Genomic DNA, 24,516 nt, shown 5'->3' on the forward strand with positions numbered 1-24,516 from the left:
CGTCTTGCCGGAACGACTGCGCTCGGCCGCGTCCATCACCGGTTCTCGATCGCTCAGAGAGACGTGAGTTCTTCCGGAGTGGATTCCGTAACGCCACGAGAATAATCACGCGGCGCGGGAGATACGCGTCCACGCGATTCGAAAGCGCACGCCGCATTCTGCGCCGCCAGTACCACGGCCCGTCTGACCCTTGCGAATGCGCAGATCTCGATCTGCCGGACCCGCTCGCTCGAGATGGAGAGTTCACGACCAAGCTGTTCGAGCGTGCGGGGGTGCTCAGCCAGCCGCCTCGCCTCCAACACGCGCCGCTCGCGCTCCGTAAGGACATCGAGTGCCAGGCGCAACGCGTTGGTGCGACGCTCTGTCTGTTCCTGCTCGGCGATGACCGTCTCGGCGTCGATTGCATCGTCAACCAGCAAGCTCTGCCACTCGGCTCCCTCCTCGTCGCATCCAACGCGCGCATTCAGCGAGAGGTCGCCGTTCAAGCGGGAGTCCATCTCGATCACGTCGCGCGTCGCAACGTCGAGCCTCCCGGCAATCATCCTGGCAGCCTCCAGCGTGAGGCCCGCCATCTCACCGCCTGTCGCTCTCCTCATCTCGCTGCGGAGCCTGAAGAACAGCTTCCTCTGGGCCGTCGTCGTACCGATGCGGACCAGCGACCAGGACCGCAGGATGTACTCGTGAATGGTTGCTTTGACCCACCACACTGCATAGCTGGAAAACCGCGCGCCGCGACCGGCCTCGAAACGGGAGGCCGCGATCACGAGCCCGAGATTTGCTTCAGCAATGAGATCAGCCAGCGGAAGGCCATATCCCCTGTAACCTCGCGCCAACCTTGCTGCGAGGCGGAGGTGACTGGTGACGAGCACGTTGGCGGCGTCAGGATCCCGCGTTTCCTGCCAACGACGTGCCAGCCGCTGCTCCTGATCAGGCTGCAGCAGATCATACCGCCTGATGGCTGCTGCGTAGGCATTGACCGCGCTCGCCGACGGAGTTCGGCCGAACGTCGAGGTCTTGGTTCTCACAATCACGTGACGAGTTTGCATCCACTGCTCCCGCGCTCGAACTTGGCGAGTCAGCGTAGGAGGCCTTCGCGCGGAGCTGCCACTAAATTGGACTTGAGAATCCTGAATTCGTTTTCAGGCATCTCGACTTTCCCCGTTCGCGAGCCACGCATCACCGCCGACGTTACGTCCGGTCAAGCCTCGCGTGACGCGCGATCTCGAGGTGCTGGGGCGCGGTCCCTTTGCTCCTGTCGAGACAAGGATCTCGACCCTCCCTCCGGGGGGCGGGTAAATGATCAGCCTGAAACCGTGAAGCTTGACGATGGCAGCCACCAGGCTCAGTCCCAGTCCTACCCCGGGCGTGTGGCGCATCTTGTCGGAACGATAGAAGCGCCGCAGCACGGCCTCACGTTCCTGCTCGTTGATGCCAAGCCCGGTATCGCTCACGCGCACGAACGCGGTCTTGTCGGTCGACACCAGCTCGAGCCTGACCATTCCGCCCGCGGGCGTGAACTTGACGGCATTGTCCACGAGATTGGCGACCGTCTCGAATAGCAGGTCGCGATCGCCCCATACCTGCACCTTGCGATCGATGGCGACGCCAAGCGCGACGTTCTTGTCTTCGGCAATGGGCTCGTAGACGTCGCAGACCTCGCGCAGGATCTCGTCGAGCGCGACATCGCCGAAACCGGCCATCCGGCGGTTGTTCTCGATCTCAGCCAAACGCAGCAACGCGGTGACGATTGCGAGCGACTGATCGATCCCGGCGACCGCCTTGTCGACGACCTCATGGAGTTGCTCCAGCGTGGCCGCGTGCGTGCGGCCTCTCTCCAGCGCCAGCCGGGCACGGGTGAGCGGTGTCCTGAGATCATGAGCAATGTCGTTACCGACGCCAGTCAGGGCGTTGATCATCGTCTCCATTTCGTCGAGCATCCCATTGACGATGCCGGCCAGCCGCGCGAACGGATCATCCACATTGTCCTGTGGTAAACGCTCGCGCAGATCACCGGCCACGATCCGCCGGACCCGCTGGTTCACTTCCTCCACGCGCCTCTGGGCACGGATGCTCAAGCACGCTCCGGCCAGCAGGCAGAGGCAAAATGCCGGCAGCAGGCCGAGCGCGAGAGCCTGCCCCACGACACTCGATATCTCGCGCGTCTCATCGACATTTCTCCCCATGACCAGGATGGCTCCGCCCTCCAGGCGCCTGGCCGCCGCCCTGACAACCGGATCGTGGTCAGTCGATTGGGTGATGCGATCGAGCCGCACCCCCTGCACCACCCCGTCGAGCTCGAGCTCCTGCGGCACGCGCTGGATGTTGCCGGCGAGCCGGGCTCCGGCGGCGTCGAACAGTCCCGCGTACTGCACGCCCCTGGAGTCCTGTTCGAGGTGATCGGTGATCGCGTTGACACGGCGGGCCGAAGGCAGCCTGGCCAGGAAGTCGATCTGCGTCGTGATCATCCGATCCGACCGGACGATCAGATAGTCATCGATCTTCCAATAGATGAACGCGAACAGCCCGACCACGAACAGCGCAAAGGCCGCCGCCACCGCCAAGGCCCAGAGAAACGTGTTCGAACGAATAAAGTGGAACTGGCGCATCGGTTCGACGCTCGATAGTCGTGCATGCTGCGCGATTTCGGAAGTGACCGCCGCAGCTATTGGCGCACGCGCAGCAGGAATCCCGATCCTCGAACGTTATGGATGAGTTGCATCTCCCCGGGGCCGTCGACCTTGTGACGGAGCCGGCCCATATGCACGTCGATCAGGTTCGTGGTTGCAGGAACGAATTTATAGTTCCAAACCTCCTCGAGCAGCATCGCACGCGTCAACAGCTGGTCGCTGCGACGCATCATGTATTCGAGCAGGCGGAACTCGCGCGGCAGCAGATCGATCTCACGCTCGCCGCGCCGCGCGGTCCGGTCGATCAGGTCGAGCTCCAGCGGCCCGGCGCGCAGTGTGGTTTCTCGACTGTCGGTCGGACGGCGCAGCAATGCCTCTACGCGAGCGACGAGCTCGATGAGCGCGAACGGCTTGGTGAGATAGTCGTCTCCTCCCATGCGCAAGCCGCGCACCCGGTCATCGACCGCGCCGAGAGCGCTCAGCACCAGGACGGGCGTTCCGACCTCGTCCTTGCGCAACGCCTCGATGACGGTCAGCCCATCCATTCCGGGCAGCATGCGATCGACGATCAAGGCATCTGGACATGACGAGCGCGCCCGATCGAGACCATCGATGCCATCGGGCGACCACTGAACCTCAAAGCCACGATCCGCAAGCTCGGCGATGACCGACTCGGCGGTCTCGGCGTCGTCCTCGATCAGAAGAATCCGCGTCATTGTCCCGGTCCCACCTCCTGGGAGGCGCTTCGGCCTGCGGCGACGAAGCATGGGTTCGGCGGCTCTTGTCGTCATATTCCACGCCCATTGCGCCCGAAGGCGCCGTGCTGAGCCTGCATGCGATGAACCGCTCGCCCTGCGGGGACATAGTCCGGCTCAGGATGGAACACCACTAAATTGCAATTCAGGAAGCCTGGGAGGCCGGCCAGCGACGATGCGCGAGCAGAAAGGTGTGCTGTGGTCGTGGTCATCTCCCATCTCCGTCCGGGACTCGCGATGCACCATAGATATGTTCTCGATGGGTCCGTCGTTACGCGCAAGGATGGGATTCTGCGGCGAACATTGCGGATTCGCACGATCGTCGCCGCCATGCGAATAGCGATCACGGGCCGTTGAACTCCGGTGAGCAATTCGTGCATTTTGTTGGGTCGCGATCGTCCGCACCTCCTTGGGGAGCCGGCTTGGTCTGCCTGCTGTCATCAAAGGAGAAGCCACAATGTCTACCCTCAAGCTCTTGTCGACCGGATTGATCGCAGTCGCCATGCTGGGAGGACCTGTCATGGCACGCGAACGGCATGCCGTCGTGCGGCCGTCCTCCATGGAAGCCAATCCGGCCGCATCGAACGCATCCCTCTATCGGGATGGTCGCGCCTGCGTTCCGGCGCCGCGTGTTGGCGCATTTGCGACGGCGCCGTGGACCGGCGACAACGTCCCGTGTGAGCCGGGCACCGGAAGCTTCTGATCGCTACGGCTTTTGCGGCCGACCGGGCACCTCGGTCGGCCGACCGCATCACCTTGCCGATCGGCCCTCGCCTTCCTGAAACCGAATTTAGTGGGATTGACGAGCGCGGTTCCTATCTTCCTTTCATCACGAAGCTTGGCGACACCACGACGCTGAAGCGAACTGCAGGGATCGCCGGGCACCTTGATAGAAAAGGAGTGCTCCCATGAAACGAGTATTGATGATTTTGGCCGCAGCGGCACTTGCCTCGACGTTGACCGTCGGGGCGGCCGAGGCACGCGGCGGCGGTGGTGGAGGCGGCCACGGTGGTTTTGGCGGCGGCGGCTTTGGCGGCGGACATATGGGCTTTGGCGGGGGAGCGCATTTCGGCGGCATGGCCCATGCCGGCGGGTTCGGCGGAGGATTCCACCCCGGCGGGACCGCGGCATTCGGTGGCGGACAGCGCTTTGACGGAGGCCATCTCGGTCTCGGCGATCACATCGCCTCCCGCGGCACAGGCCTCAGTCACCAAGCACTGCATCAGTATGGTCGCTATCGGTCCGCGTATGGATTCTACGGCGCCTATCCCGACTGCTACGACTGGTACGACCTGCATCCCAACGCGCCGTTGCCGCTGAGCTGCGGCTGATTTGCGAGCGCAGGCCCCTGCCTTCGGCCCGGATCTGGCCTGAGCCGATCCGGGCCGAGGGCCTCCTGACATTCCTTGCGACGACCGCCGCGATCAACGCGGCGGAGACACCTCAGAACTGCACACCGCGCGTCAGGGCACCGTCGACGACGAGGTTCGTTCCCGTGATGAAGCTCGCGGCACGACTTGCGAGGAATACGACCGCGTTGGCCATCTCCTGCGGGGTCCCCATCCGGCCCGTGGGATTGAGCGCAAGCGCCGTCTTGTAGAGCTCGGGATTGTTGTCCTTGATCGTGTTCCAGACCCCGCCTTCGAAATAGGTGTTGCCCGGCGAGACCGTGTTGGCGCGAATGCCCTTGTGTGCAAGCTGATTGGCGAGACCTTGCGTGTAGTGGATGATGGCGGCCTTGAAGGTGCCGTAGGGGCCGGCCGCGAAATCGACCTCGCGCCCGGAAACGCTCGATATGGCGACGATCGCACCGGCGTCGCTCTTCTCGAGATAGGGCATGGCCGCATTCACCAGCCGGACCGTGCCCATCATGTCGGTCGAAAATTCCCTCGCCCAGCTTTCATCGTCCTGCCCGATAGCCAGCGCACTCACATTCGCCACGACGACGTCGATCCCGTCCAGTTTGGTCGCCATGTCGACCACCCAGGCCCTGAGCGCCGCACCATCGGCAACGTCGACCGAGGCACCAAAGGCGGCCACGCCTTTGCTCTTGAGCGCTGCAACAGTGCTGTCGACATCCGCCTGATTGCGCGCACAAATGCCGACATTCGCGCCCTCCGCCGCAAAGGTCTCGGCGATCGCGCGACCGATCCCCTTGGTGCTGCCGGTGACGAGAACCTTGGCGCCCGAAAGTCCTAGATCCATGATCGGTTCCTTTTCTTTTCCTGCAGTCTCGCACGTTCAATGGTTATTCGCCACCGTCCTGACCAATCCCCGATAGCTGTGCGGCATCCGCATCGAAACGAGATCCTTTCGGCGCACGACGTTGGTCGGATAAACGCTGTCGAGATTGGTGGTGTCGACCAGAGCCGTGGCAAGGCCCGTGTCGTCAGCTGCAATCGCCTCGCGGCGCGGAAACTCGAAGGTATCGGGGCCGAAGACGCCGCTGAGGCCGGGATAGCCGTGTTCGGGATCGAACACATTGGCAAACGCCAGAAACACATTGTTCTCGCCGGCGCGGACGCGGAAGTGATGCCAATGATGCGGATCGGCGCCGGTCGGAATCGGCGCCGACTGCTGGACCGCCGTCCCCGCATGTGGCGATCCAAAGGGGCCCTTGACTGCTGCGCAGCACGCGATGACGTCGCAACCGCGAAGCGCGAGCACCCTCCCCGCTTCCGGAAATGCCGCATCGTGGCCGATCAGCAGGCCGATGCGCCCGACAGGCGTGTCGACGACAGCCCAGTCATCGCCAGCCGTGGCCCAGCTCCGCTCCTCTTCCGTCAAATGCGTCTTGCGATAACGCGTGATCCTTCCATCCGGCGTGAACAGGCAGGCGCTGTTGTAAACGGCATCGCCCGCGCGTTCGGCCATTCCACAAACGATGTAGATTTCGAGCTGCGCAGCGAGCGCGTGCAGACTGTCCGTGGCAGGTCCCGGTATCGGCTGGGCCGATTTCGCCGAACCTGCCAGGCCGGTGACCGCGAGTTCCGGGAATACCACGAGATTGGCACCGTCGGCCTTGGCCCGGCGGGCAAGATTCGCGATCGCCTCGAGATTTCCTGAAACGCTGTCACCAGGTGCGAATTGGGCCACGCTGACGCGCGAGCGCATTCCTTCAGGCCAGGGCTCGTGACCATAGAGACCGAAGAATTCGCGCGAATTCCAGCTGAAGGTATCGGTCAGCAACTCCGGATACAGCTCGGGCCGGCGCTGAACGAACACCGGCTCACCGAGCACGCGGCGCGCACGAGCCATGTCGAGATCGATCTCGGCCAGAGCGAACCCGTCGCCCTTGTCAAGGACCGTGACCACTTCGCCATCCGGCGCGATCACACAGCTCCCGCCGCTGAACTGGACGGTGCGCTCACGCCCCCAGCGATTACTCTCGATCACGTAACAACCGTTCTCGAAGGCTCGGCTGATCCAGTAAGGCGCCGGCGTTCGCTCCGCGAGCCAGTTGGAGATATGGCAGATGACATCCGCGCCCCCCAGCGCCATCAGCCGTGCGGTTTCCACAAAATGGATGTCCATGCAAATGAGGAGTGCAATCCGTCCGATCGGCGTATCGAAGACCTGGTTGTGCAGGTCGCCCGCCGCCGCCCATTTCGGCTCCGAGATATAGGGATGGGTCTTGCGATGGCGGCCGACGATGCCATCAGGCCCGATCAAGACGGCCGAGTTGAAGTAGATGTAGTCCTCGTCGACTTCGGGCATGCCGACCACGAGGTAGCAGTCGTACTTGCGTGCCAGCGCCGCGAAGCGGTCGGTGGTCGGCCCCGGAACCTTCTCGACAAAGGGCCGAACCTCGGCCCGGTTGAACCAGCAATAGCCCGTGGTTCCCATTTCCGGCGTGACGATGAGCTTCGCGCCGGCCGCCGCTGCCTGTTCGCAGAGTTCGAGCAGGCGCGCGATGTTGCGCTCCTTCTCGAACATTGTCGGCTCGAACTGGACAGTGGCGACCTTGTGCACGGACGGCATGATCGACATCCCCCCGTTAGCGCAAATAGGATTTCTTGATGGAGGCGCCGAGCGTGTATTTCGGATCGACCATGTTGCCGAGACGCACCCGGCCGGCCTGGGTCAACAGCATGTAGGCGTCGATCTCCTCGAAACCGTAGTCCGCCGCCATCCAGCGGCACAGCTCGCGATAGGCAATGCGCGCGGCATCCTCCATCGGCCGGGCCGAGCCGATGGTCATGATGAAATCCTTGGTCTCGAGCCGTGGCCAGGCGATCGTCCAGCCTTTGATGAGATCGACCTGGACCGTGGTCACGGTCGGATGCTCGATCGCGACGCCGCAGAGTTCGCCGTCCCCCTGCGCGGCGTGGCAGTCTCCGAGATAGAGCAGCGCGCCCTTGGTGTTGACCGGCAGATAGACGATGGCGCCGACGCCGACGTCCGGCAGGTCCATGTTGCCTCCGTAATAATCGGGGACGAGCGAGGAGATCGCCTCGATCTCCGGCGACGTTCCGATCGTGCCGATGAAAGGCTCGTAGGGCAACGTGATCTTGTCGTTCCATTTGGTGCCGGTCTTGGCGTCGATCTCCAGCTTCTTGACCCGCTCTGGCAGCGCCGGGTTGAGCAGCGCGGTCTGCCCCGTGCTGACGAGGCCGCCGAAGTCCGGCATGACCACGGTGGTGCCGCACGGCTGCGGCCCGCGCGGCACGATGCTCTCGATATAGACCGCGAGCGTGTCGCCCTTCTCGGCGCCGTTGACGTGGATCGGTCCATTCTGCGGATTGAGGAACGGAAAATTGAGAATCTTCGACGGGCTGTCGGTTTCGTGCTTGATGGCGCCCTCGAAGGCGTCGTGGGTCTCGGCGGAGACGACCGCTCCAGGATCCACGGTCAGCACCGGATTCACGTAGGGGCCGTAGACATAGTGATACTTGCCCTGCTCGCTTTCGGTGATCGTATACGAGGTGCCGCGCTCTCCCTTGGCCACGCCCTTGCGAGCCATGATCGAATCTTTGTGCCAGGACATTTTCTTTTCTCCTTCTGTCGTAGGGCAGCGTTCAAACGGCGAGATGGCGCCGCATCTCCGCTTCGTCGTCGAGCGCTGCGCGATCGAGATTTGCGACGATGCGGCCCTTGTCCATGACGTAGCAGCGCTGCGCCATGGCGCGGATCATGTCGAGGTTCTGCTCGACCAGAATGATGGTCACGCCCGTGCTGCGGTTGAGCTCGACCATGTTGCGCGCGATATCCTGGACGATGTTGGGCTGGATACCTTCCGACGGTTCATCGAGCAGGATGAGATTGGGGTTCGCGATCAAGACTCGTCCTATCGCGAGTTGCTGCTGCTGGCCGCCGGACATGGTGCCGGCGCGCTGGTGCCAGCGTTCGGCGAGGATCGGAAACGCCGCGACGATCCTGCGTCGGCCCGCTTCGGGAATGCCGCCGCCCTTGATCGCGGCGCCGACCGCGACGTTCTCGCCGACGGTCAGTCGTGGAAATACGTCGCGTCCCTGCGGCACATAGCCCATGCCGAGGCGCGCCCGCTTGTGCGCCGGCAGCGATTCCACCGCTTCGCCGCGATAGACGACCGAGCCGCTCATCGCCGGCACGAGGCCGATCAGGCTCTTCATCAGCGTGGATTTGCCGACGCCATTGCGCCCGATGACGGCGACGATCTCGCCTTCGCGTACCTCGATCTCGAGGCCCTGGAGCACGGGCTTGCCGCCATAGCCGGCGCGCAAGGCCAGCGTCGAGAGGATGACCTCCTTGCGCGGCACATCAAGCATGGGCCTGCCCCAGATAAATCGCCGCCACGCGCTCATCCGCCACGATCTCGTCGATCGAGCCCTGCGCGAAGACCTGGCCGAGATGCAGCACCGTGACACGCTGGGCGACCTGGCGGACAAAGGCCATGTCGTGCTCGATCGCGAGCACCGTCATGCCGTCCGCATTGAGCCGCTGCACCATCTCTCCGGTCAGATGGGTTTCCTCCGGCGACATGCCGGCCGTCGGCTCGTCCAGCAGCAACAGGCGCGGCTTCAGGCTGATCGCCATGCCGATCTCGAGCCATTGCTTCTGGCCATGGCTGAGATTGCCGGCCGTCTGGGCCTGCTCGGACCCGAGCCCGAGGAAGGCGAGCAGCCGGTCGATCTCGGCTTCGAGCTCGGCGCCGCGATGACGGATCTGAAGTGCGATCTCCAGGTTCTGGCGGACCGACAGACCCTTGAACACGCCGGGCACCTGGAATTTGACCGAGAGGCCGCGATGGATTCGCGCAAAGGATTTCAGAGAGGTGATGTTCTCCCCGGCGAAGACAATTTCGCCGCTGCCGGGATGATGCTCACCCAGAATCAGGCGGAACAGCGTGCTCTTGCCGGCGCCGTTCGGGCCGATCAGGCAATGGATTTCGCCGGTCTGAAGCGTGAGGTCGACGGCGTTGGTGACGTGCAACCCGCCGAAATGCTTGTTCAGCTTGCGCAGTTCGAGCAGCGACATCAGCCGGCCCTCTGCGTCAGGCGGGCGACGAGCCTGCCGAGCCAGTTCATCGCCCCGAGCACGAGGCCGTTCGGGGCGATCAGCACCGTGAGCACCAGCAGCACGCCCATGAACACCAGCGCATACTGGCTGCCATAGATCGTGAGCGCCTGGAACGCGGCCAGCACCATCAGCGTGCCGATCACGGTCGACGTCAGGTCGCTGCGGCCCCCGACAGCGACCCAGATCAGCGGCAGCGCCGCCGCCGTCATGCCCATGCTCGAGGGCGTGATGTACTGTCCCCACACCGTGTAGAGCACGCCGGAGAGCCCTGCGAGCGCCGCGCCGATGACGAAGGTGATGAGCTGGTATTTGCGCACGTCGTAGCCGAGCATCTCGGCCCGTTCCGGATTCTCCCGGATCGCGACAATGACGTTGCCGAACGACGAGTTCATCAGAATGCGCAGGCCCAGATAGACGAAGATGAGAAGTCCGAGCACGAAGTAATAGAGGCCGACATCCGCGAACAGCACGATCGGCTCGCCCGGCCAGGGGATGGTCAGCGGCGGCATCGCGCTCATGCCGTTGAAGCCGTTCAGTCGCGCACTGCCGATACGCCACTCCGGCCCTGCGGTCTGGGCCATGAATCGCTCCAGCATCAACGTCACGGCGAGCGTAACGATGCCGAGGAAGACACCGGCGATGCGGCCGAAGAACATGAAATAGCCGAGCAGGATCGCGAACAGCGCAGCGATCGCGACGGCTACCACCAGCGCCACCAGCGTGAAGCCGTAGGCCGAGCCGAAATTGATGGTGAGGATGCCATAGCCGTAGCCCGCAATCCCGAAAAAGGCGGTCTGGCCGAAGGACAGCGAGCCGCCATACCCCCAGATCAGGCAGAGGCTGAGAGCGATGAAGACCCAGACGAAGAAGTAGACCGTGTTGCCGACGGTGTAGCCGTCGCTCACCAGCGGATACGCCAGTGCGGCAGCGAGCACGACGGCGAACAGGCCCCAGAAAGCCGGACCGCGACCGACGGTCTGCGGTCCTTCGAGACGGCGAAACAACGAGAGAAAACCGGTCACGACGCCATCCCCCGTCAGGTGCGCTCGCGCAGCACGAAGCCGGAAATGCCCTTCGGCAGCACCCGGACGACGATGATCACCGCGACCAGGAGGCCGATCTGGCCGAACAGCTGCCCCTGCCAGGACGTCATCCCCGACTTAACGATCGCAAGCAGGCCGCCGGCAGGCGCCGTGCCGAGGAACACGTCGGCGCCGCCGATCACCACGGTGACGAACGCTTCCATGATGAAGGTTGCTCCCATGGTCGGCACCAGCGTCATGGTCGGCGCGTAAAGGCCGCCGGCAAGTCCGGCGAGCCCCGCGCCGCAGGCGAAGGTGAGGCTATAGATCAAACGCGTATCGACACCGAGCGCCGCGGCCATGTGCGGCACCTGGATCGTGGCACGCGCCAGCACGCCGAAGCGCGTCCAGTTGAACAGGGCATAAAGCCCCGCCAGCACACCGAGCGCAGCGCAGAACAGCACGATGCGATAGATCGAATAGGAGTAGTCGCCGACCTGAAAGCTGCCGAACGGCGTGCCGACGCCCGCCATGGTCGAACCGACCATGATCAGCGTGCCTTGCGTCGCGATCAGGCTGAGGCCCCAGGTGGCGACGATGGTGTCGAGCGGCCGGTCGTAGAGATGGCGGATGACCACCAGCTCCACCACGACGCCGACCAACGCCGACACGATGGTGCCGGCGAGGATTCCGAGCGGCAACGGCAGGCCGGCATGCACGGTGGCGGCCGTCACATAAGCGCCGCACATGATGAACTCACCATGGGCGAGATTGATCACGCCCATCATGCCGAAGATCACCGCGAGCCCACAGGCCGAGAGCACCAGGAACGCGAAAGCGTCGCCGAATTGATAAAGCGCAGAGAAGACGAGGGTCGCAAGGTCCATGAAACAACCAGAATGTGGGAAGGCGCGAGACTGTCGTCGCAGATATTCGAGGGTCGCCCCGGCGTGCCGGGAACGCCGGGGCAACCAGCCGCCGTCACGGTTTCGGCGGGGGATTCGACGGCGTGTACTGGGCCATCGGATCCTTCTTGGTCAGATCGCAGCCGGCCTCACCCAGCCAGTACGGCTTGATGTCTTCCCAGACTTTCGGGAAAGAGATCGCGTGATCCGCACCGACCTTGGCGAGATAGATCGTGTGCGACATGTGCTGGCTCTTCGGGTCGATGCAGACCTTGCCCTCCGGCGCGTCCATGCAGACGTCGCCGAGCGCGATCACCTTGCGGATGTCCTCGCGCTTGGTCGACTTCGCGCGCTCCACCATCTGCTTGTATAGATAGACGGCGAGATAGGAGTTCTCCGCCTCCTGGTTGACATAGGGCTCGCTCGGGAACTTCGCCTTGAACTTGGCGTAGAACTCCTTGCTCTTCGGCGAAGAGATCTCCTCGATGTAGTTGGTGGTGACGTACATGTCCTTCAGGCTCGGCGGCTTGAAGCGCTTGTGCTCGTAGCCCTGGCCGACGTTGACCGAGGAGGCCATCGGCAGGTTGACGTTGGCGGAGGCCGCCTGCTCGTAATAGGAGGCCTGCGCGGTGCCGACCAGCAGGGTGACCACGAAGTCGGGCTTGGCCTTCTGGATGTTCTGGATGCTCTGGGAGAACTGCGACACGCCGAGCGGGATGAACTCCTCGCCGGCCATCTTGCCCCCGTTCTCCTTGACGATCTTGCGCACCCATTCCGCCGAGATCTGGCCGAAATTGTAGTCGGCCGCGAGCGTGTAGACGTTCTTGCCGTACTTCTCCATCATGTAGGGGATGAGCGTGGAGAACTGCTGCTCGGGCACCGCGCCTGTCACGATCATGTGGCCGTCACAGACACCGCCTTCGTACTGGTTGTTGTAGAATGCGAAGCCATTGAACTGGTCGACGATCGGACGGTACGCCTCTCGCGAGGCCGACGAAAAGCCCGCGAACACGACGTCGACCTTGTCGCGCTGGAGGACGCGCCGCATGAACTCCTGGTAGCGGGTGTTGTCGGATTGCGTGTCGTAAGCGACGAGCTCGAGCGGCCGGCCCATGATGCCGCCGGCCTTGTTGATTTCGTCGGCGGCGAGCTGGATGGCGTGGACCTTGCCGATCGTCGCTGCGGCAAAATCGCCGGACTGATCTTCAAGCACGCCGAGCTTGATCGGATTTTCCGCCGCGAGTGCCATTTGTGGTCCAAGGGGTGATCCGAGGACAAGCGTCCCCGTGAGGGCTGCGGCACGCAGCCCCCGCAATACAGACTTGCTCATTTTTGCTTCTCCTAGATGGCCTGCTTATTGCCGCCTTGCAGCGTGATGCCGGTTGTGCGGCCGGACGTATCGGGCGGCTTCGCCCGCTTGCTCATAAACTCCTCGCAATAGAGTTCCATGTTCTGCCGCGCGCGCATGCTGTCGCGGCGGAGCTGGGAATAGGCTCCCTCCTCGTCGAGGCCGTCTTGCTGCATCAGCAGGACGACCGCCCGGATCACCGCGCGCCGGCCGCGGCGGCGCTCCTCGAGGCCTTGAAGGCGCTCATACATCTCGGCGCGCAGCAGGAACTGGTTGATGCCCATGAACAGGGACGTGTAGACCGCGCCGCCATGCACGGGCTTACGCAGGAACGAGGTTGCACCGAGATTGACGAGCGCCTTGAGCCGGCTCGGCGCTTCGACGCCGACGAGGCCGATCACCGGCACCGGCGGCAAACGCGAGCCGGGATTGACCTCGATCGCTACCGCGCCTTCGAGATCGCCGTCGATGAACAGGATGTCCCGCTCGGCCTGAAGGCTTGCGACGTCAATCTGCGCACGACCGTCGATGATCTCCGGATATTCGGTGGAGACGCCAAGCTTGGCCAGCGTCGTTTCGAGCGCGCTCTCCCATCCGCCTCGCCGGGTGACGACGATGGCACGGCCGCCCTTGAAGTTCTGTAGCAGTCGGGAGCTCATGATTGCACCACCTTCAAAAGCGGAGAGCGCATTGCGCTGGCAAAGCGCGGCGACGACTGAACGAGATAGGGATCCGGTGCGATTGGCTCGCGCGATTCCAGCAGCACTTCGAACTGCCCGCTGACGGTCGACCGGCCGATCCGGGGCGTCAGCCAGGCGTGGAAGGTCTGGCGGTCGATGCGGACCTCGCCTTGCGGAGCGTGCAGCCGCTGGTCTGCGACGGCGGCGCGTACCGTGCGAGCGTCGTCGGTGCCGGCCTGTGACAGGGCCGCTCCGAGCAGTTTGACGGCGATGTAGGAAGCTTCGGCATCAGCCGACGAGACCGGTCCATCCGGAAAGGACGTGGTGTAGGCACGAATGAAGGCGCCGTTTTCGGCCGAGTTCAGCGAGGAGAAATAGACACTCGAGGACAGATGTCCATCGACGGCGTCCGGGCCGATCTCAGGCAACTCTGGCTCCGACAGGGTGCAGCTCGCGACCGGGAGTTCAGCCGCCTGGTCGATGCCACGCGCACGGCAGGCGGTCCGGAACGCCCGGAAGAAGGCGTAAGCGCTGGTGCCGATCAAATTGTTGAAGACGAAGTCCGGACGCTGATCGATGATCGCTGCGATCACCTGGTCGACCTCGGTGTCGCCAACCGAGAGATACCGCTCGGCAAGCACGGTGCCACCGCGCGCGGCGAGTGCCTCCCGGAAGATGCGATTGTTTTCCCAGGCCCAGATGTAATTGGAGCCGACGCAGAAGGCGCGCGAGCCGACCCGGGATGCCAAATAATCGACGAGCGGCAGCACGTGCTGGTTCGGCGCGGCGCCGGTATAGATGACGTTGTCGGAGCTCTCGAAGCCCTCGTAGTGAGACGGATACCACAGCAGTCCGTCGAACTTTTCGAAGCAGGGGATCACTTCCTTGCGGCTCGACGAGGTGTAGCAGCCGACCACATGCCGGACGCCGGAACCGAGCAGCTCGAGGCTGAGCGAACGATAGCTCGCAAGGTCGCCGGCCGGGTTGACCACGACCGGCTCCAGCGCAATGTCGTCACGGCCCGCATTGATTTCGCGAAACGCGAGCAGCGCCCCGTTCAGCATCGAGCGCGCAACGACGCTGTAGGATCCCGTCGTCGACAGCATCACGCCGATCCGATAGTTCGTCCGCGCCATCACTCGTTCCAAAACAAAAAAGCGCCCACCGGCTGTTAAGCCGAGGGCGCCCTCGCCGCCAACTGAGCACGCCAAATCAGCGTGATGTTGGAAATGGTTGAAGCTCGTTGCGTTGACGGGCTGAACTGCCCAACGCTTGCATGATACGGTCGTTGAGATCAGTTACGAAGTCAAGCGCGTTATTGCAGCGAAAGCTGCCGCGATTCATATCGTGGTGCAGCAAAACTATGCAGCCGAGCCAAGGGCGCCGCTTCGATGCGGCGGAGACACCAGGGCACGCCTGACGTCCGGTTTCCGGCGGGCTATTGAAAGCTGCGTGCCGAGCTGCCAGGAGGCCCACGCCCAGCCGAGAGCATCGTCGCTTGCCGCACGAACGACGGATGTCTCTGCCAGCTGTCGGTTTCGTTGGGGCGAGTGAACTTCAGCTGGCCTTGGGGGCCCCGTCTGGTATCGAGCCGCCTCTGCACGATCTCATCCCGAGACCAAGCCCAAACGGCTCTGGGATTTAAGAATTTGGTAACGATACGAACGTGGTTGAGCGCGTTAATGCAAATCGCACACCGCCGGTGTCTCGCCCGTAACGACCCTGCTATAAAGCGTAGCCACGGCTCGATCGACTTCGCGAATTATCCGGTTTCCCTGATTGCGCATGAACAAACTTAGCAACACGTTCGACATCGTCATCGAGCAGGCGTTCGACTTTCTGTCTCCGGAATATGCCGAGCTGTTTGATCGCTCGGCCGCCACTGCGTTCCAGCATCCAATCTGGCTGCACAGCCTCTACACCAGGCTCGCTTCGGATGCGGGTGCGACACCTCTGGTCGTCGTGGTCCGCCACCGCGCGACAGGCGCCCTTGCGATGGTGCTGCCCTTGCTCCGGATCCGGCGCGGCCCGATCCGAACCGTCGAGTTCGCCGACCTCCGCGTCTCCGACTATCTGGCGCCGGTTTGCAGCCCGAAAGTGTTCTCGCAACTGCTCGATGACGCGGACGCATGCGCGGAGATTCGGCGCCTCGTTCGCCCTTTCGATCTGCTCCGGATCACCAAACTGCCCGACGGGCGGCTTCCGATCGAGAACCTCCTGGCCGCATCGCGCCGCGTATCGATGGACACCAACGCCTACGCGACGGTCCTGGTCGCGCCGTTCGAGCAATGGCGGGCCGGTGCGATCGATCGCTCCTATCAGAAGGAGCTCGCAAAGAAATATCGTCAGCTCCAGAAGAAGGGCGCGCTGAGCTTCTCATGCTGCAACGACAGCGCCTCCGTGCTCGAGGCGATGGACGTGATGAGGAAGTTTCGCGGTCCGCGCTTTCAGGCGCAAGGCGACGGAGATCTGCTCCAGCGTCCCGAATATTTCGGCTTCTATTCCGACGTGGCCCTTCGTGGGCTCGGCTCCTTTGTGCGTCTCTATGCCATGAAGATGGACGGCGAAGTGATCGCCGCCGTGCTCGGCCTCTGCCATCACGGCAGCTTCCTCATCATCATGAGCGCCTTCGACATTGCCGGGTACAAGAGCCAGTCCCTGGGCGCGCTGATGTTCGAGCAGGTAGCGCGGGATTGCATCGAGCGCGGCGATCAGATGCTCGATTTCACCATCGGTGACGAGCCATACAAGAAACTGTTCGGCGGACAGCCCTCGCCGATGTGGGCGATCACGAAAGCCGGCAGCACCGCAGGTGCCATCGCCCTGTTCGCGCTAAAGCAGGCTCCCTGGCTCAAACTGGCGGCCAAGCGGCTCTCGGATTTGCGGCTCCTGCCCGCCCGCACCTCGACGCCCACGCGCTGAAGAACGGCAGGCGAAGGGCCGCGGAACTCAGGCGCGCAACGCCCCGCGAACACGCCCGAGCCAGCCGGGATGCATTTGATCGACGCGGTGTGTCAGGCTGCGCCGCAGGAAGTGCAGCCGGCGCCGGACATCCCAGCCGATATCGTTGCGGGATGTCAGGGCCTGGCGGAAGCGCGCCATTTTGAGGGACTGCTGATCCGCCGCGATCTTGTCGCGATCGGAATAGAACTGCGTAATCTTCTCCTGGTCCATGCCTGGGGTCGCGAGCCACTTCGGCGCATATTCGGTGCACAGACGATCGACGTCCACCAGCAGGCGCGCGACGCCCGTGCCGGCGGCGGGACAATTGGTCTGGAACGCATCGCCGATGAGCACGATGCCGGGCTGGAGATGTCCCTCGACGACGGTCAGATCCATGACCCAGTTCTGGACACGGTCGGTGACGCGGAAATCGCCGAGATAGGGCCGCAATCCCGGCAGCAGACGCAGAACGGTCGCTTCCGGTTCACGACGCAGCTCGCGCATGATCGGATCGGTCGGGTCGCGGAACATGAAGAGATTGGCCCGCATGCCGGCGCGCACGGGAAACAGGCTGAGATAGTCGATGCCGTCGGCCGTGCGCTCGCCATAGCAGGTCAGTGCCTCGAAATCGAACGGCGCGCCATCGCGGCGGGCGATCGTGAAACCGAACGACACCGAATGGCGCTCGGCCAGAATCTGCCGCTTGATACCGAGTTTATAACCGAGAGCCGCCGCCATGCCCGTGGCGAGAACGACGAGACGCGCAGTCACGCGCCGTCCGGACGCCAGCTCGAGGTGCTGGACGTCGTCGCTGCAGCTGATCGCGGTGACCTCGTCGACAATCAGATCGGATGGCTCGGGGATCCGGCCGCGCGCCATGGCAACGAGATCAGCATAGGGAAATCCGTAGGCCTGGCCGACGCTGACATCGACCACCTTGCCTTCCCGGATATTGAGCACCTGATCATATCGACAAGCGACATTTTCGAGCGCGTCGAGGAAGCCCAGCTTGCGGAGCATCGCCAACTGATGGCCGCCGATCTTTTCGACCCGGAACTCGTCCGGATAGACCGCCCGCTTGTCGATCAGGACGATGCGATGCCCTGCCCGCGCCAGCACGGCCGCCGCAAGCGATCCTGCAAGGCCACCACCGACGATCGCGATGTCCGCAACGATCGTCGAAGTGCCAGCTGCGCCGATCGGCTCGGTCACAGTTCTATCCGCCGTCATGATCCAGGCTCCCACGGTCAACCAAAGCCGTACGTGCAATTCTCCGGCCTGATGTCGCATCGCAGGACCAAACGCGATCATTTCTCGGTATCGAGGTTAATGAAGCGGGGGAGCCGGCCGCCCGGACTAAAGCCGGCACGCCTCTTGCTCGGGATTCTCCGTAAATTCCGGCTTCTGGCAGTTCTGCGGTCGGTCCCGGGGAGGCATTCGGCATTCAAGCCGCTGATCTCGCCTTTCTCGGCCGTCGATGCGGCGCTATGCCGTCAGTCGGCCTGAGCTCGGCCCTGGTCTATTTGGGACAATGGGGACGGTGATGTTCCACAGTGAAGCAACCGGCATGACCGCGACATCGACGCCGCAGGCGAGATCCTGGATGCCCTGCATTAACACTCGCATTTCTTCGGCATGCTAGGTTGTCACCGGTATCGGAACATGTCTCTTCAGGAGAGAGCAGCTCCTTAAACTTCATGATCAAATCCATCCTCCAGCTCATGCGGCGCGACGTCACGCGCGGTGTCGTCGGGACCATCCTGCTCAAGGTTGGTAGCGGCGCGCTCGCGTTTGCGCTGTTTTCGCTGGCGGCACGAACGATGTCGCCCGACGGCTTCGGTATCTTTGCGACCTGGCTTTCGGTTGCCCAGATCGCCGCCGTCGTGGGACTGGTCGGCCAGGAATCGTTGCTGGTGCGGTTCCTGAACGAGTATCAGGTCGGCGACAGGCCGGATCTCACCAAAGGTGTCCTCTTATCGAGCTTCAAGATTACCTCGATCGCAATGCTGATCGTGATCGCGGGGATCGCCATCGCGGCGAACATGAGAGGCGATGGGTGGCTGCTCATACTTGCGGTATCGGCCTACACGGCCGCGAATGCCGGCGTAATGCTCGGCAGCCAGATCGCACGCTCACTGGTCAGCATTCTCACGGGCGAAGGAAATCGCGAGTTCTTCTGGCGAGTCATCGTCGTCCTGTTTCTGCTCGCCATGCTGCTCGGTCATCGGCAACTCGATCCCGCCGAGTTGATGGCGGTGATGACAATTGCCATATCGGTGGGCCTGGTTGCGCAAATCGTTTCGATCGCGCGCGTGCTGCCGGATTTGCGCGGTACGCCGGCGCGCTCCGAAACGTCCCGCTGGCGCTCGAGCGCCCTGCACTTCTGGCTTGCATCCATTCTTGAAGCCGCAAACCAGTATTTCGACGTCATTCTGGTGTACTGGATGCTGGATCCAGTAACTGCCGGTATCTACTTTGCCGCATCGCGCCTTGCCAATATCTTCGCCATGCTGTCTGCGGCGCTATATACGTTCGGAGCCCGCCGGCTTCCCTCGCTGTATTTCAGCAAGAACCACCAGGAGTTCGAGCGAACCTTGCAGCTGATGGCGGAGGTGACCGCGCTATGCGTGGTCGCCGGGCTCGCCATGATCTGGATCGGCGGCCCCTATCTCCTCAACCTGTTCGGACCTCATTTCACCGCGCAGCACTCGGTCTTGATCGTGCTCGCAATCGGGACGGCCATCCAGGCCGCAGGCGGCCCATCTGCTGCGATCCTGCAGCTGACCGGCCACGAACGGATCTACGTTCCCGTGGTTGCCGCCAATGTCGCGCTGCGGCTCGTGGGTTTTCTCATCCTCATTCCCTGGCTCGGCGTGCTTGGCGCGGCGATTTCGGCGACCGTGTCGCTGGCGCTCGCGACCATCGCCCTGAACGTCCTCTGCCGCCGGCGAACAGGGGTGGATCCTTCGATCCTCGTGCTGCTGCGCTTCTCCGCCTTGAAGCGCCGCAATTATGCAGTGCGCGGCGCCGACTCCAGCGACTAGGCTCAATCACGCCGTCGCCCGATGGTCCGCAATCACGCGCTGGCCGCGCGCAAGATCGATTGGTTAACGCGCTCGCCGCGCAGCAGCCGGGAACCAGCGAAATGCCTGCGGGAACGATGTCGACTGCCAAGCCTGGCATTAACTCCGTTTGCTGCTAGTCGGTGTCCGCGCGATCCCCGCATGATAGGTACGGAGTTAAGAAGGTGAAGATTTCGTTTCTTTAGCGGGTCGGGATCGGTGCTCCACTATCAGCCGAATAAGGAATTGGGCGAGACGACCGCGACGGCACCCGCGCGGTCGAACGGCAGCAGACGAAAGCTGCACGTGCTTCTCGCGCAAACCCAGGCCGAGAACGCCGGAGCGCAGGAGATCTCCAGGCTTCTTGGCGCCGGGCTGACCGCGCGCGGCTACCGCGTCACCAATCTGTTCTTCTTCCGTAAATCGCATTCCTTCGATGAGCCGCCCGATACGCTCTACTGCGCGCCGAGCCGGCCGGGCAATCCGATGGCGTTGCTGCGGATGCTGTGGACACTCGGCCGCCATATCAGCACCATCAAACCCGACGCCGTCCTGACCTTCCAGCATTTCGGCAACGTGATCGGCGGCGGCGTGACGCGCCTCGTCAGCCGCGCACCTGTCATCGCCAATCAGGTTTCATCCGCGCTGTCGATGAGCTGGCCGGTCCGCACGGCCGACATCTTCATGGGTAGCCTTGGCTTCTTCGACCGCATCACGCTCAATTCGCAGGACATGCAGCGCGAATATTCGCGCTACCCCGCGGCCTACCGGTCGCGCATGGTGCATGTCCCGCACGGCTTCGATGACAAGGCCCTTACCCTGTCGAAGGAAGCCGCACGACAAAAACTCAGCCTGCCGCCGGATCGCATATTGCTCGGCTGCGCAGCGAGACTGCATCCGCACAAGCGTCTCGATCTGGCGATACGTCTGTTACCGGATCAGCCGTCCTGGCACCTTGCGCTTGCCGGCCAGGGAGCCGACGAGGGCCGGCTGAAGCTGCTGGCGAGTGAATTGAAGGTGTCGGACAGGCTGCATTTGCTTGGGGAAATCCCGCCCACCCGGATGGCGGACTTTCTCGCCTGCCTGGACGTGTTCGTATTCCCGACACAGGCCGAGACCTTCGGTCTGGCCGCGGTCGAGGCTGCGAACGCCGGTGTTCCCTCCGTCGTCACCGATCTTCCCGTCCTGCGCGAAGTGTTGTCCTACGAAGGAAGACCGACGGCACTCTTCGTCGACGCTTCCGATCATGCGAAGCTCTCCGCGGCCGTCTCCAGGCTGCTGACGGACCAACATCAAAGCGACGAACTGCGACAAAACGCCAAAGGCTTGCGGTTGCGCTATTCGGTAGATGCCATGGTGGAGGAATACGTTCGAATTCTCGGCCAGGTCATCTGACCGGACGATTGGAATAGATGGGCTCGACATGATCATCGAGTTTCGCTGTGAACGTGAGTACGCGCGGCGGTGGATGGGTCGCGAGACGCTGCTGATCGACGGCCGGGAAGTTCCGGTTCAAATCGCGTGGACGGCGAAGGCCGAGCCGCGGCCCGCAGGTCTCGACGCCCTGTTCGAGCTCGAACGCATGGTGCTGCACAAGGGCAAACACAGCAGCGTCCACAGGCTGAACGTCATTCCGGGACCGACGCGGGCTCGCACCGAGACAGCCGACGTAATCGTCGACTTCACCGGCGGCGCGCGCGATCCGAACGACTCCGCTCGGCTGTATCTCCGTCCGCTGTTCAATGGCGTTGCAGGCGAGAACGCCGCGCTCGCCGCCATTCTGACTGGCGACCTGCCGGTGATCGACATCGTCAACGAGGTCGACGGTTCGGTCCGCGATCGCGGCCATCCATCCGGAGAAATTGCCGCCGGCCTGAGCGGCGCACTCGAAACCGTCATGGCGCGAACCCTGACCATGGTGGCGGCGATCCTATCGGGACGACCGCGGCTTGTGCCGCAACTGGCGCGTCCGGCAGCGGATGGCCCGCGTCGTGGCCCCGTTGGCTATGTTGCGCGCGGCCTTGCCGTGTCGATCGCCAAGGAGATTTATCGCCTGTGCTGCTATGCCCCTCACTGGCATGTCGGGTGGCGCTTCAATGACGGCGCGGGCGTCTGGCAGACCGGAGATCTATCAGGTCCAAGCTGGAACGTTCTGGGAGATCCTGGAAACCACTTCTACGCCGATCCCTTTCCCATGACCTGGCAGGGACGAACATTCGTCTTCTTCGAAGACCTCGATCACCGCGTTGGAAAAGGCATCATATCGGCGATCGAATTCAACGACACCGGCCCGGTAGGACAAGTCGTGCCCGTGCTGGAAGAGCCCTGGCACCTCTCCTACCCGTTCCTGATCGAAGACGGCGGCGATTTGTGGATGATCCCGGAGAGCTCGCTCCACGGGGACGTCGCCCTCTACAAATGCGTTCGGTTCCCGGACAAATGGGAGCGGCACGCGACGCTGCTGTCAGGCCTTGAGCTGGCAGACGTCACGATCACGCGGCACAACGGCCTGAACTATCTGTTCGGCGCCTGGCGCGACGGAGCCGGCGGTTACTCGGATTCGCTGGCGATCTATTACGCCGTGCACCTCCTGGGCCCCTGGTTGCCCCATGCCAGCAATCCGGTCCTGATCGACCGCGCGAGCACGCGGCCGGCGGGGAATTTCGTCACGATCAATGACAAATTGTGGCGACCGGTTCAGAACTGCACCGACGGATACGGCGCTGCGCTCGCGCTGGCGGAAGTGATCGAACTGTCGCCGACCGCCTTCAAGCAGATCGTGCGCCATTCTCTGAAGCCCGGACCGGTGTGGCCCGGCAGGAAGCTCCACACCCTGAACCGCTGCGGCCGGCTCGAGGTGATCGACGGATCGCGTGTCCAACCCAAGACCCGCGCCTTCGCGGGCAGATTTCCGTCCGCCGTTCAGTCTCCGCGCACCAGTTCATACACCGCCGGCTGAAGCCGCCGGCGCGCTGTCGCTTGCGCTGCGTCCGAGCGCTCGGGCAAGGACGTGCCCGAGCGTTCCGGCCTGTGACGCGCCGCCGCGCCAGGCCACGATCTGGTCGGGGCGTATCATAGCGAGGTCCGCCTCATAGAGGTCGCGCAAGGATGCCGGCAGCGTGACGAGCTTCACGTCGACGCCGAGGTTGCGGACGGCATCGGTGACCGCCGCGTGAGACGACGCGATCTCGCCGAACTGGAGCAGCGTCCATTCGAACCCGAACAGGTCGTACAGGGACACGCCATCGTCCAACCACGCATGCGGTGCGCGGCCACCGGGGCAGGCGCTGGGAACGTAGACGTTTGCGGCATCGGGCGGCGGCTGGCTGCCATCGGAGACGATGATCGGCGAGCCGTGGTACCGTCCGCCGAAGGTGACACCGGGGATGTTGAATTCGGCACGGGCGTGCTGCTCGAGATAGATGCCCGCCGTCCGCCGCGCCTCGCTGCCTTCGTCGGTGCCGTCCTCGATCTCAGGCGCCGGTGCGAACAGACCAAGGGAGTCCGCAAAGCGCCGCGCATAGTCGGTATTGCGGAGCGCCACCGGACGCCGCTCGACCTCGTAGCTGTCGAGCAGCGTTGCCGGGCTCAGACTCTTGACGACGCTTGCGAGCTTCCAGCCGAGATTGACCGCATCCTCGATCGCGGTGTTGTATCCGAGCCCGCCGGTCGGCGTGAACAGATGCGCGGCGTCGCCGCCGAGGAACACCCTGCCCCGTTGCATGCCGTCCGCCACCAGCGCGTGACCGGCGGTCCAGGTCAGGAAGGACAGCACCTCGCAATCGATCGGCGCGCCGCACGCGCGTTGGAACGCGGCCTTGGCCTCGTTGATCGTGATCGCACTTTCGTCCTCGCCCGGCCGAAGCTGCGTGTGAAACGCGAATTCGTCACGCCCGTTCACCGAGGCCATGAAGGCGCGGCGGTCGCCGTTGAAGCAATTGTACATCCACGCCTTGGCATGCGGGATGCTCGCGTAGAACTCCGGTGAGCGGAGATAGACCGCCAGCATGCGGCCGCCCATGAAGTCACGCTGCGTTCCGGTCTCGCCGCCATAGACAATGCCGAGCGACTGGCGGACCGTCGAGCGCGGCCCGTCCGCTCCGACCAGGAAGTTGGCCCGGACCTGAAAACGGCTGCCGTCCTCAAGACATTCGATCTCGCCGACGATGCCGTCATCGCTTTCGACGTAGCCGATCAGCCGGTGGCCATAGTTCAGCTTGATGCCGGCAAGCCGTTCGGCATGGCGACGCAGCACCGCCTCGACATATTTCTGCGAGACCCGGTGCGGCAGCTCCGCCGCGCTCCAGGAGCCCGACATGCCCTTGATCAGCTCGCCCGCGCGCGACGAGGACGGCAGGGCAAACCGCGCCAGCTCGTAGCCGGCATAACGGGTGAAGTACGCAACGTCGGTCGGGTAGTCCGCGGGCAGGCCTTCGCGCCTGATCTCGTCGGCAAAACCCAGCCGCCGGTAGTGCTCCATCGAGCGCGCCTGCGTTGCATTGGCCTGCGGATTGAACGCGGTCCCCGGCTTCTCGTCGACCAGGATCGCGGACACACCGCGACGGCCGAGCTCGTTGGCCAGCATCAGCCCGCAGGGCCCCCCGCCCACGATGAGCACCGCGGCCGTCAGACGTGTTTCCAAGACGCTTCTCCCTACCAGCATTATCTTGCATGGT

At 63.6% G+C, this 24,516-nt stretch carries 21 protein-coding genes; 6 read left to right on the plus strand and 15 right to left on the minus strand.

Annotation, left to right across the window (positions count from 1 at the left end):
* Window positions 1-53: 53 nt before the first annotated feature.
* The 3 genes from rpoH to CIT37_RS26320 all read right to left on the minus strand — a co-directional run bounded on the left by rpoH (window position 54) and on the right by CIT37_RS26320 (window position 3,343).
* Window positions 54-1,046, minus strand: coding sequence for an RNA polymerase sigma factor RpoH (gene rpoH, locus CIT37_RS26310; RefSeq protein ID WP_095426536.1), 993 nt, complete (start codon window positions 1,044-1,046; stop codon window positions 54-56).
* Window positions 1,047-1,139: 93 nt separating this feature from the next.
* Window positions 1,140-2,606 (minus strand): sensor histidine kinase, encoded by a 1,467-nt coding sequence (locus tag CIT37_RS26315; RefSeq protein ID WP_095426535.1) that lies wholly within the window; start codon window positions 2,604-2,606, stop codon window positions 1,140-1,142.
* Between the two features lie 56 nt (window positions 2,607-2,662).
* Window positions 2,663-3,343 (minus strand): response regulator transcription factor, encoded by a 681-nt coding sequence (locus CIT37_RS26320; RefSeq protein ID WP_028142513.1) that lies wholly within the window; start codon window positions 3,341-3,343, stop codon window positions 2,663-2,665.
* Between the two features lie 496 nt (window positions 3,344-3,839).
* Here CIT37_RS26320 and CIT37_RS26325 point away from each other — a divergent pair, with 496 nt between their 5' ends.
* Window positions 3,840-4,085 (plus strand): hypothetical protein, encoded by a 246-nt coding sequence (locus CIT37_RS26325; RefSeq protein ID WP_028142512.1) that lies wholly within the window; start codon window positions 3,840-3,842, stop codon window positions 4,083-4,085.
* A 205-nt stretch (window positions 4,086-4,290) separates the two neighbouring features.
* Window positions 4,291-4,713 carry a hypothetical protein gene (locus CIT37_RS26330; protein WP_152036358.1) on the plus strand — a complete coding sequence of 141 codons (423 nt, stop codon included), beginning with the start codon at window positions 4,291-4,293 and terminating at the stop codon, window positions 4,711-4,713.
* Window positions 4,714-4,825: 112 nt separating this feature from the next.
* On the opposite strand, the gene CIT37_RS26335 is transcribed toward CIT37_RS26330, so the two are convergent.
* The 10 genes from CIT37_RS26335 to CIT37_RS26380 all read right to left on the minus strand — a co-directional run bounded on the left by CIT37_RS26335 (window position 4,826) and on the right by CIT37_RS26380 (window position 14,971).
* Window positions 4,826-5,587, minus strand: coding sequence for an SDR family NAD(P)-dependent oxidoreductase (locus CIT37_RS26335; RefSeq protein WP_028142510.1), 762 nt, complete (start codon window positions 5,585-5,587; stop codon window positions 4,826-4,828).
* Between the two features lie 36 nt (window positions 5,588-5,623).
* Window positions 5,624-7,363 (minus strand): nitrilase-related carbon-nitrogen hydrolase, encoded by a 1,740-nt coding sequence (locus CIT37_RS26340; RefSeq protein ID WP_095426601.1) that lies wholly within the window; start codon window positions 7,361-7,363, stop codon window positions 5,624-5,626.
* Window positions 7,364-7,379: 16 nt separating this feature from the next.
* Entirely contained in the window at window positions 7,380-8,369 is a 990-nt protein-coding gene (locus CIT37_RS26345) for an acetamidase/formamidase family protein (RefSeq protein WP_028142508.1), read from the minus strand.
* 31 nt (window positions 8,370-8,400) lie between these two features.
* Window positions 8,401-9,129 carry an ABC transporter ATP-binding protein gene (locus CIT37_RS26350; protein WP_038947972.1) on the minus strand — a complete coding sequence of 243 codons (729 nt, stop codon included), beginning with the start codon at window positions 9,127-9,129 and terminating at the stop codon, window positions 8,401-8,403.
* On the minus strand, window positions 9,122-9,838 hold the full coding sequence (locus tag CIT37_RS26355) for an ABC transporter ATP-binding protein (protein ID WP_038947971.1): 717 nt from the start codon (window positions 9,836-9,838) through the stop codon (window positions 9,122-9,124). Before CIT37_RS26355 ends, CIT37_RS26350 begins: the two co-directional genes overlap by 8 nt.
* The gene (locus CIT37_RS26360; protein WP_038947970.1) at window positions 9,838-10,902 is read right to left on the minus strand and encodes a branched-chain amino acid ABC transporter permease; all 1,065 of its coding nucleotides are present in this window, start codon (window positions 10,900-10,902) and stop codon (window positions 9,838-9,840) included. Before CIT37_RS26360 ends, CIT37_RS26355 begins: the two co-directional genes overlap by 1 nt.
* A 14-nt stretch (window positions 10,903-10,916) precedes the next feature.
* Window positions 10,917-11,789, minus strand: a complete 873-nt coding sequence (locus tag CIT37_RS26365; protein ID WP_028142504.1) for an ABC transporter permease subunit — start codon at window positions 11,787-11,789, stop codon at window positions 10,917-10,919.
* 94 nt (window positions 11,790-11,883) lie between these two features.
* Window positions 11,884-13,137: an urea ABC transporter substrate-binding protein gene (locus tag CIT37_RS26370; RefSeq protein WP_028142503.1), complete on the minus strand. Its 1,254-nt coding sequence runs from the start codon at window positions 13,135-13,137 to the stop codon at window positions 11,884-11,886.
* Window positions 13,138-13,148: 11 nt separating this feature from the next.
* Window positions 13,149-13,814: an ANTAR domain-containing response regulator gene (locus CIT37_RS26375; protein WP_028142502.1), complete on the minus strand. Its 666-nt coding sequence runs from the start codon at window positions 13,812-13,814 to the stop codon at window positions 13,149-13,151.
* A complete protein-coding gene (locus CIT37_RS26380) occupies window positions 13,811-14,971 on the minus strand; it encodes a transporter substrate-binding domain-containing protein (RefSeq protein ID WP_095426534.1) in 1,161 nt (386 codons plus the stop codon). Before CIT37_RS26380 ends, CIT37_RS26375 begins: the two co-directional genes overlap by 4 nt.
* A gap of 649 nt (window positions 14,972-15,620) precedes the next feature.
* On the opposite strand from CIT37_RS26380, the gene CIT37_RS26385 reads away from it, so the two are divergent.
* Window positions 15,621-16,757, plus strand: coding sequence for a GNAT family N-acetyltransferase (locus CIT37_RS26385; protein ID WP_095426533.1), 1,137 nt, complete (start codon window positions 15,621-15,623; stop codon window positions 16,755-16,757).
* A 27-nt stretch (window positions 16,758-16,784) separates the two neighbouring features.
* Here CIT37_RS26385 and CIT37_RS26390 read toward each other — a convergent pair whose 3' ends face one another.
* Entirely contained in the window at window positions 16,785-18,008 is a 1,224-nt protein-coding gene (locus CIT37_RS26390; protein ID WP_095426532.1) for an FAD-dependent oxidoreductase, read from the minus strand.
* A gap of 467 nt (window positions 18,009-18,475) precedes the next feature.
* On the opposite strand from CIT37_RS26390, the gene CIT37_RS26395 reads away from it, so the two are divergent.
* The 3 genes from CIT37_RS26395 to CIT37_RS26405 all read left to right on the plus strand — a co-directional run bounded on the left by CIT37_RS26395 (window position 18,476) and on the right by CIT37_RS26405 (window position 22,799).
* Window positions 18,476-19,822: a lipopolysaccharide biosynthesis protein gene (locus tag CIT37_RS26395; RefSeq protein WP_028142498.1), complete on the plus strand. Its 1,347-nt coding sequence runs from the start codon at window positions 18,476-18,478 to the stop codon at window positions 19,820-19,822.
* 237 nt (window positions 19,823-20,059) lie between these two features.
* A complete protein-coding gene (locus tag CIT37_RS26400) occupies window positions 20,060-21,235 on the plus strand; it encodes a glycosyltransferase family 4 protein (RefSeq protein WP_038947968.1) in 1,176 nt (391 codons plus the stop codon).
* Window positions 21,236-21,263: 28 nt separating this feature from the next.
* Window positions 21,264-22,799 (plus strand): glucosamine inositolphosphorylceramide transferase family protein, encoded by a 1,536-nt coding sequence (locus CIT37_RS26405; protein WP_095426531.1) that lies wholly within the window; start codon window positions 21,264-21,266, stop codon window positions 22,797-22,799.
* Here the strand turns inward: CIT37_RS26405 and CIT37_RS26410 are convergent.
* Entirely contained in the window at window positions 22,782-24,503 is a 1,722-nt protein-coding gene (locus CIT37_RS26410; RefSeq protein WP_095426530.1) for an FAD-dependent oxidoreductase, read from the minus strand. The genes CIT37_RS26405 and CIT37_RS26410 overlap by 18 nt on opposite strands.
* Window positions 24,504-24,516: the final 13 nt, after the last annotated feature.

Origin of the sequence: Bradyrhizobium ottawaense (genome assembly GCF_002278135.3) — a bacterium.
Classification (GTDB): domain Bacteria; phylum Pseudomonadota; class Alphaproteobacteria; order Rhizobiales; family Xanthobacteraceae; genus Bradyrhizobium; species Bradyrhizobium ottawaense.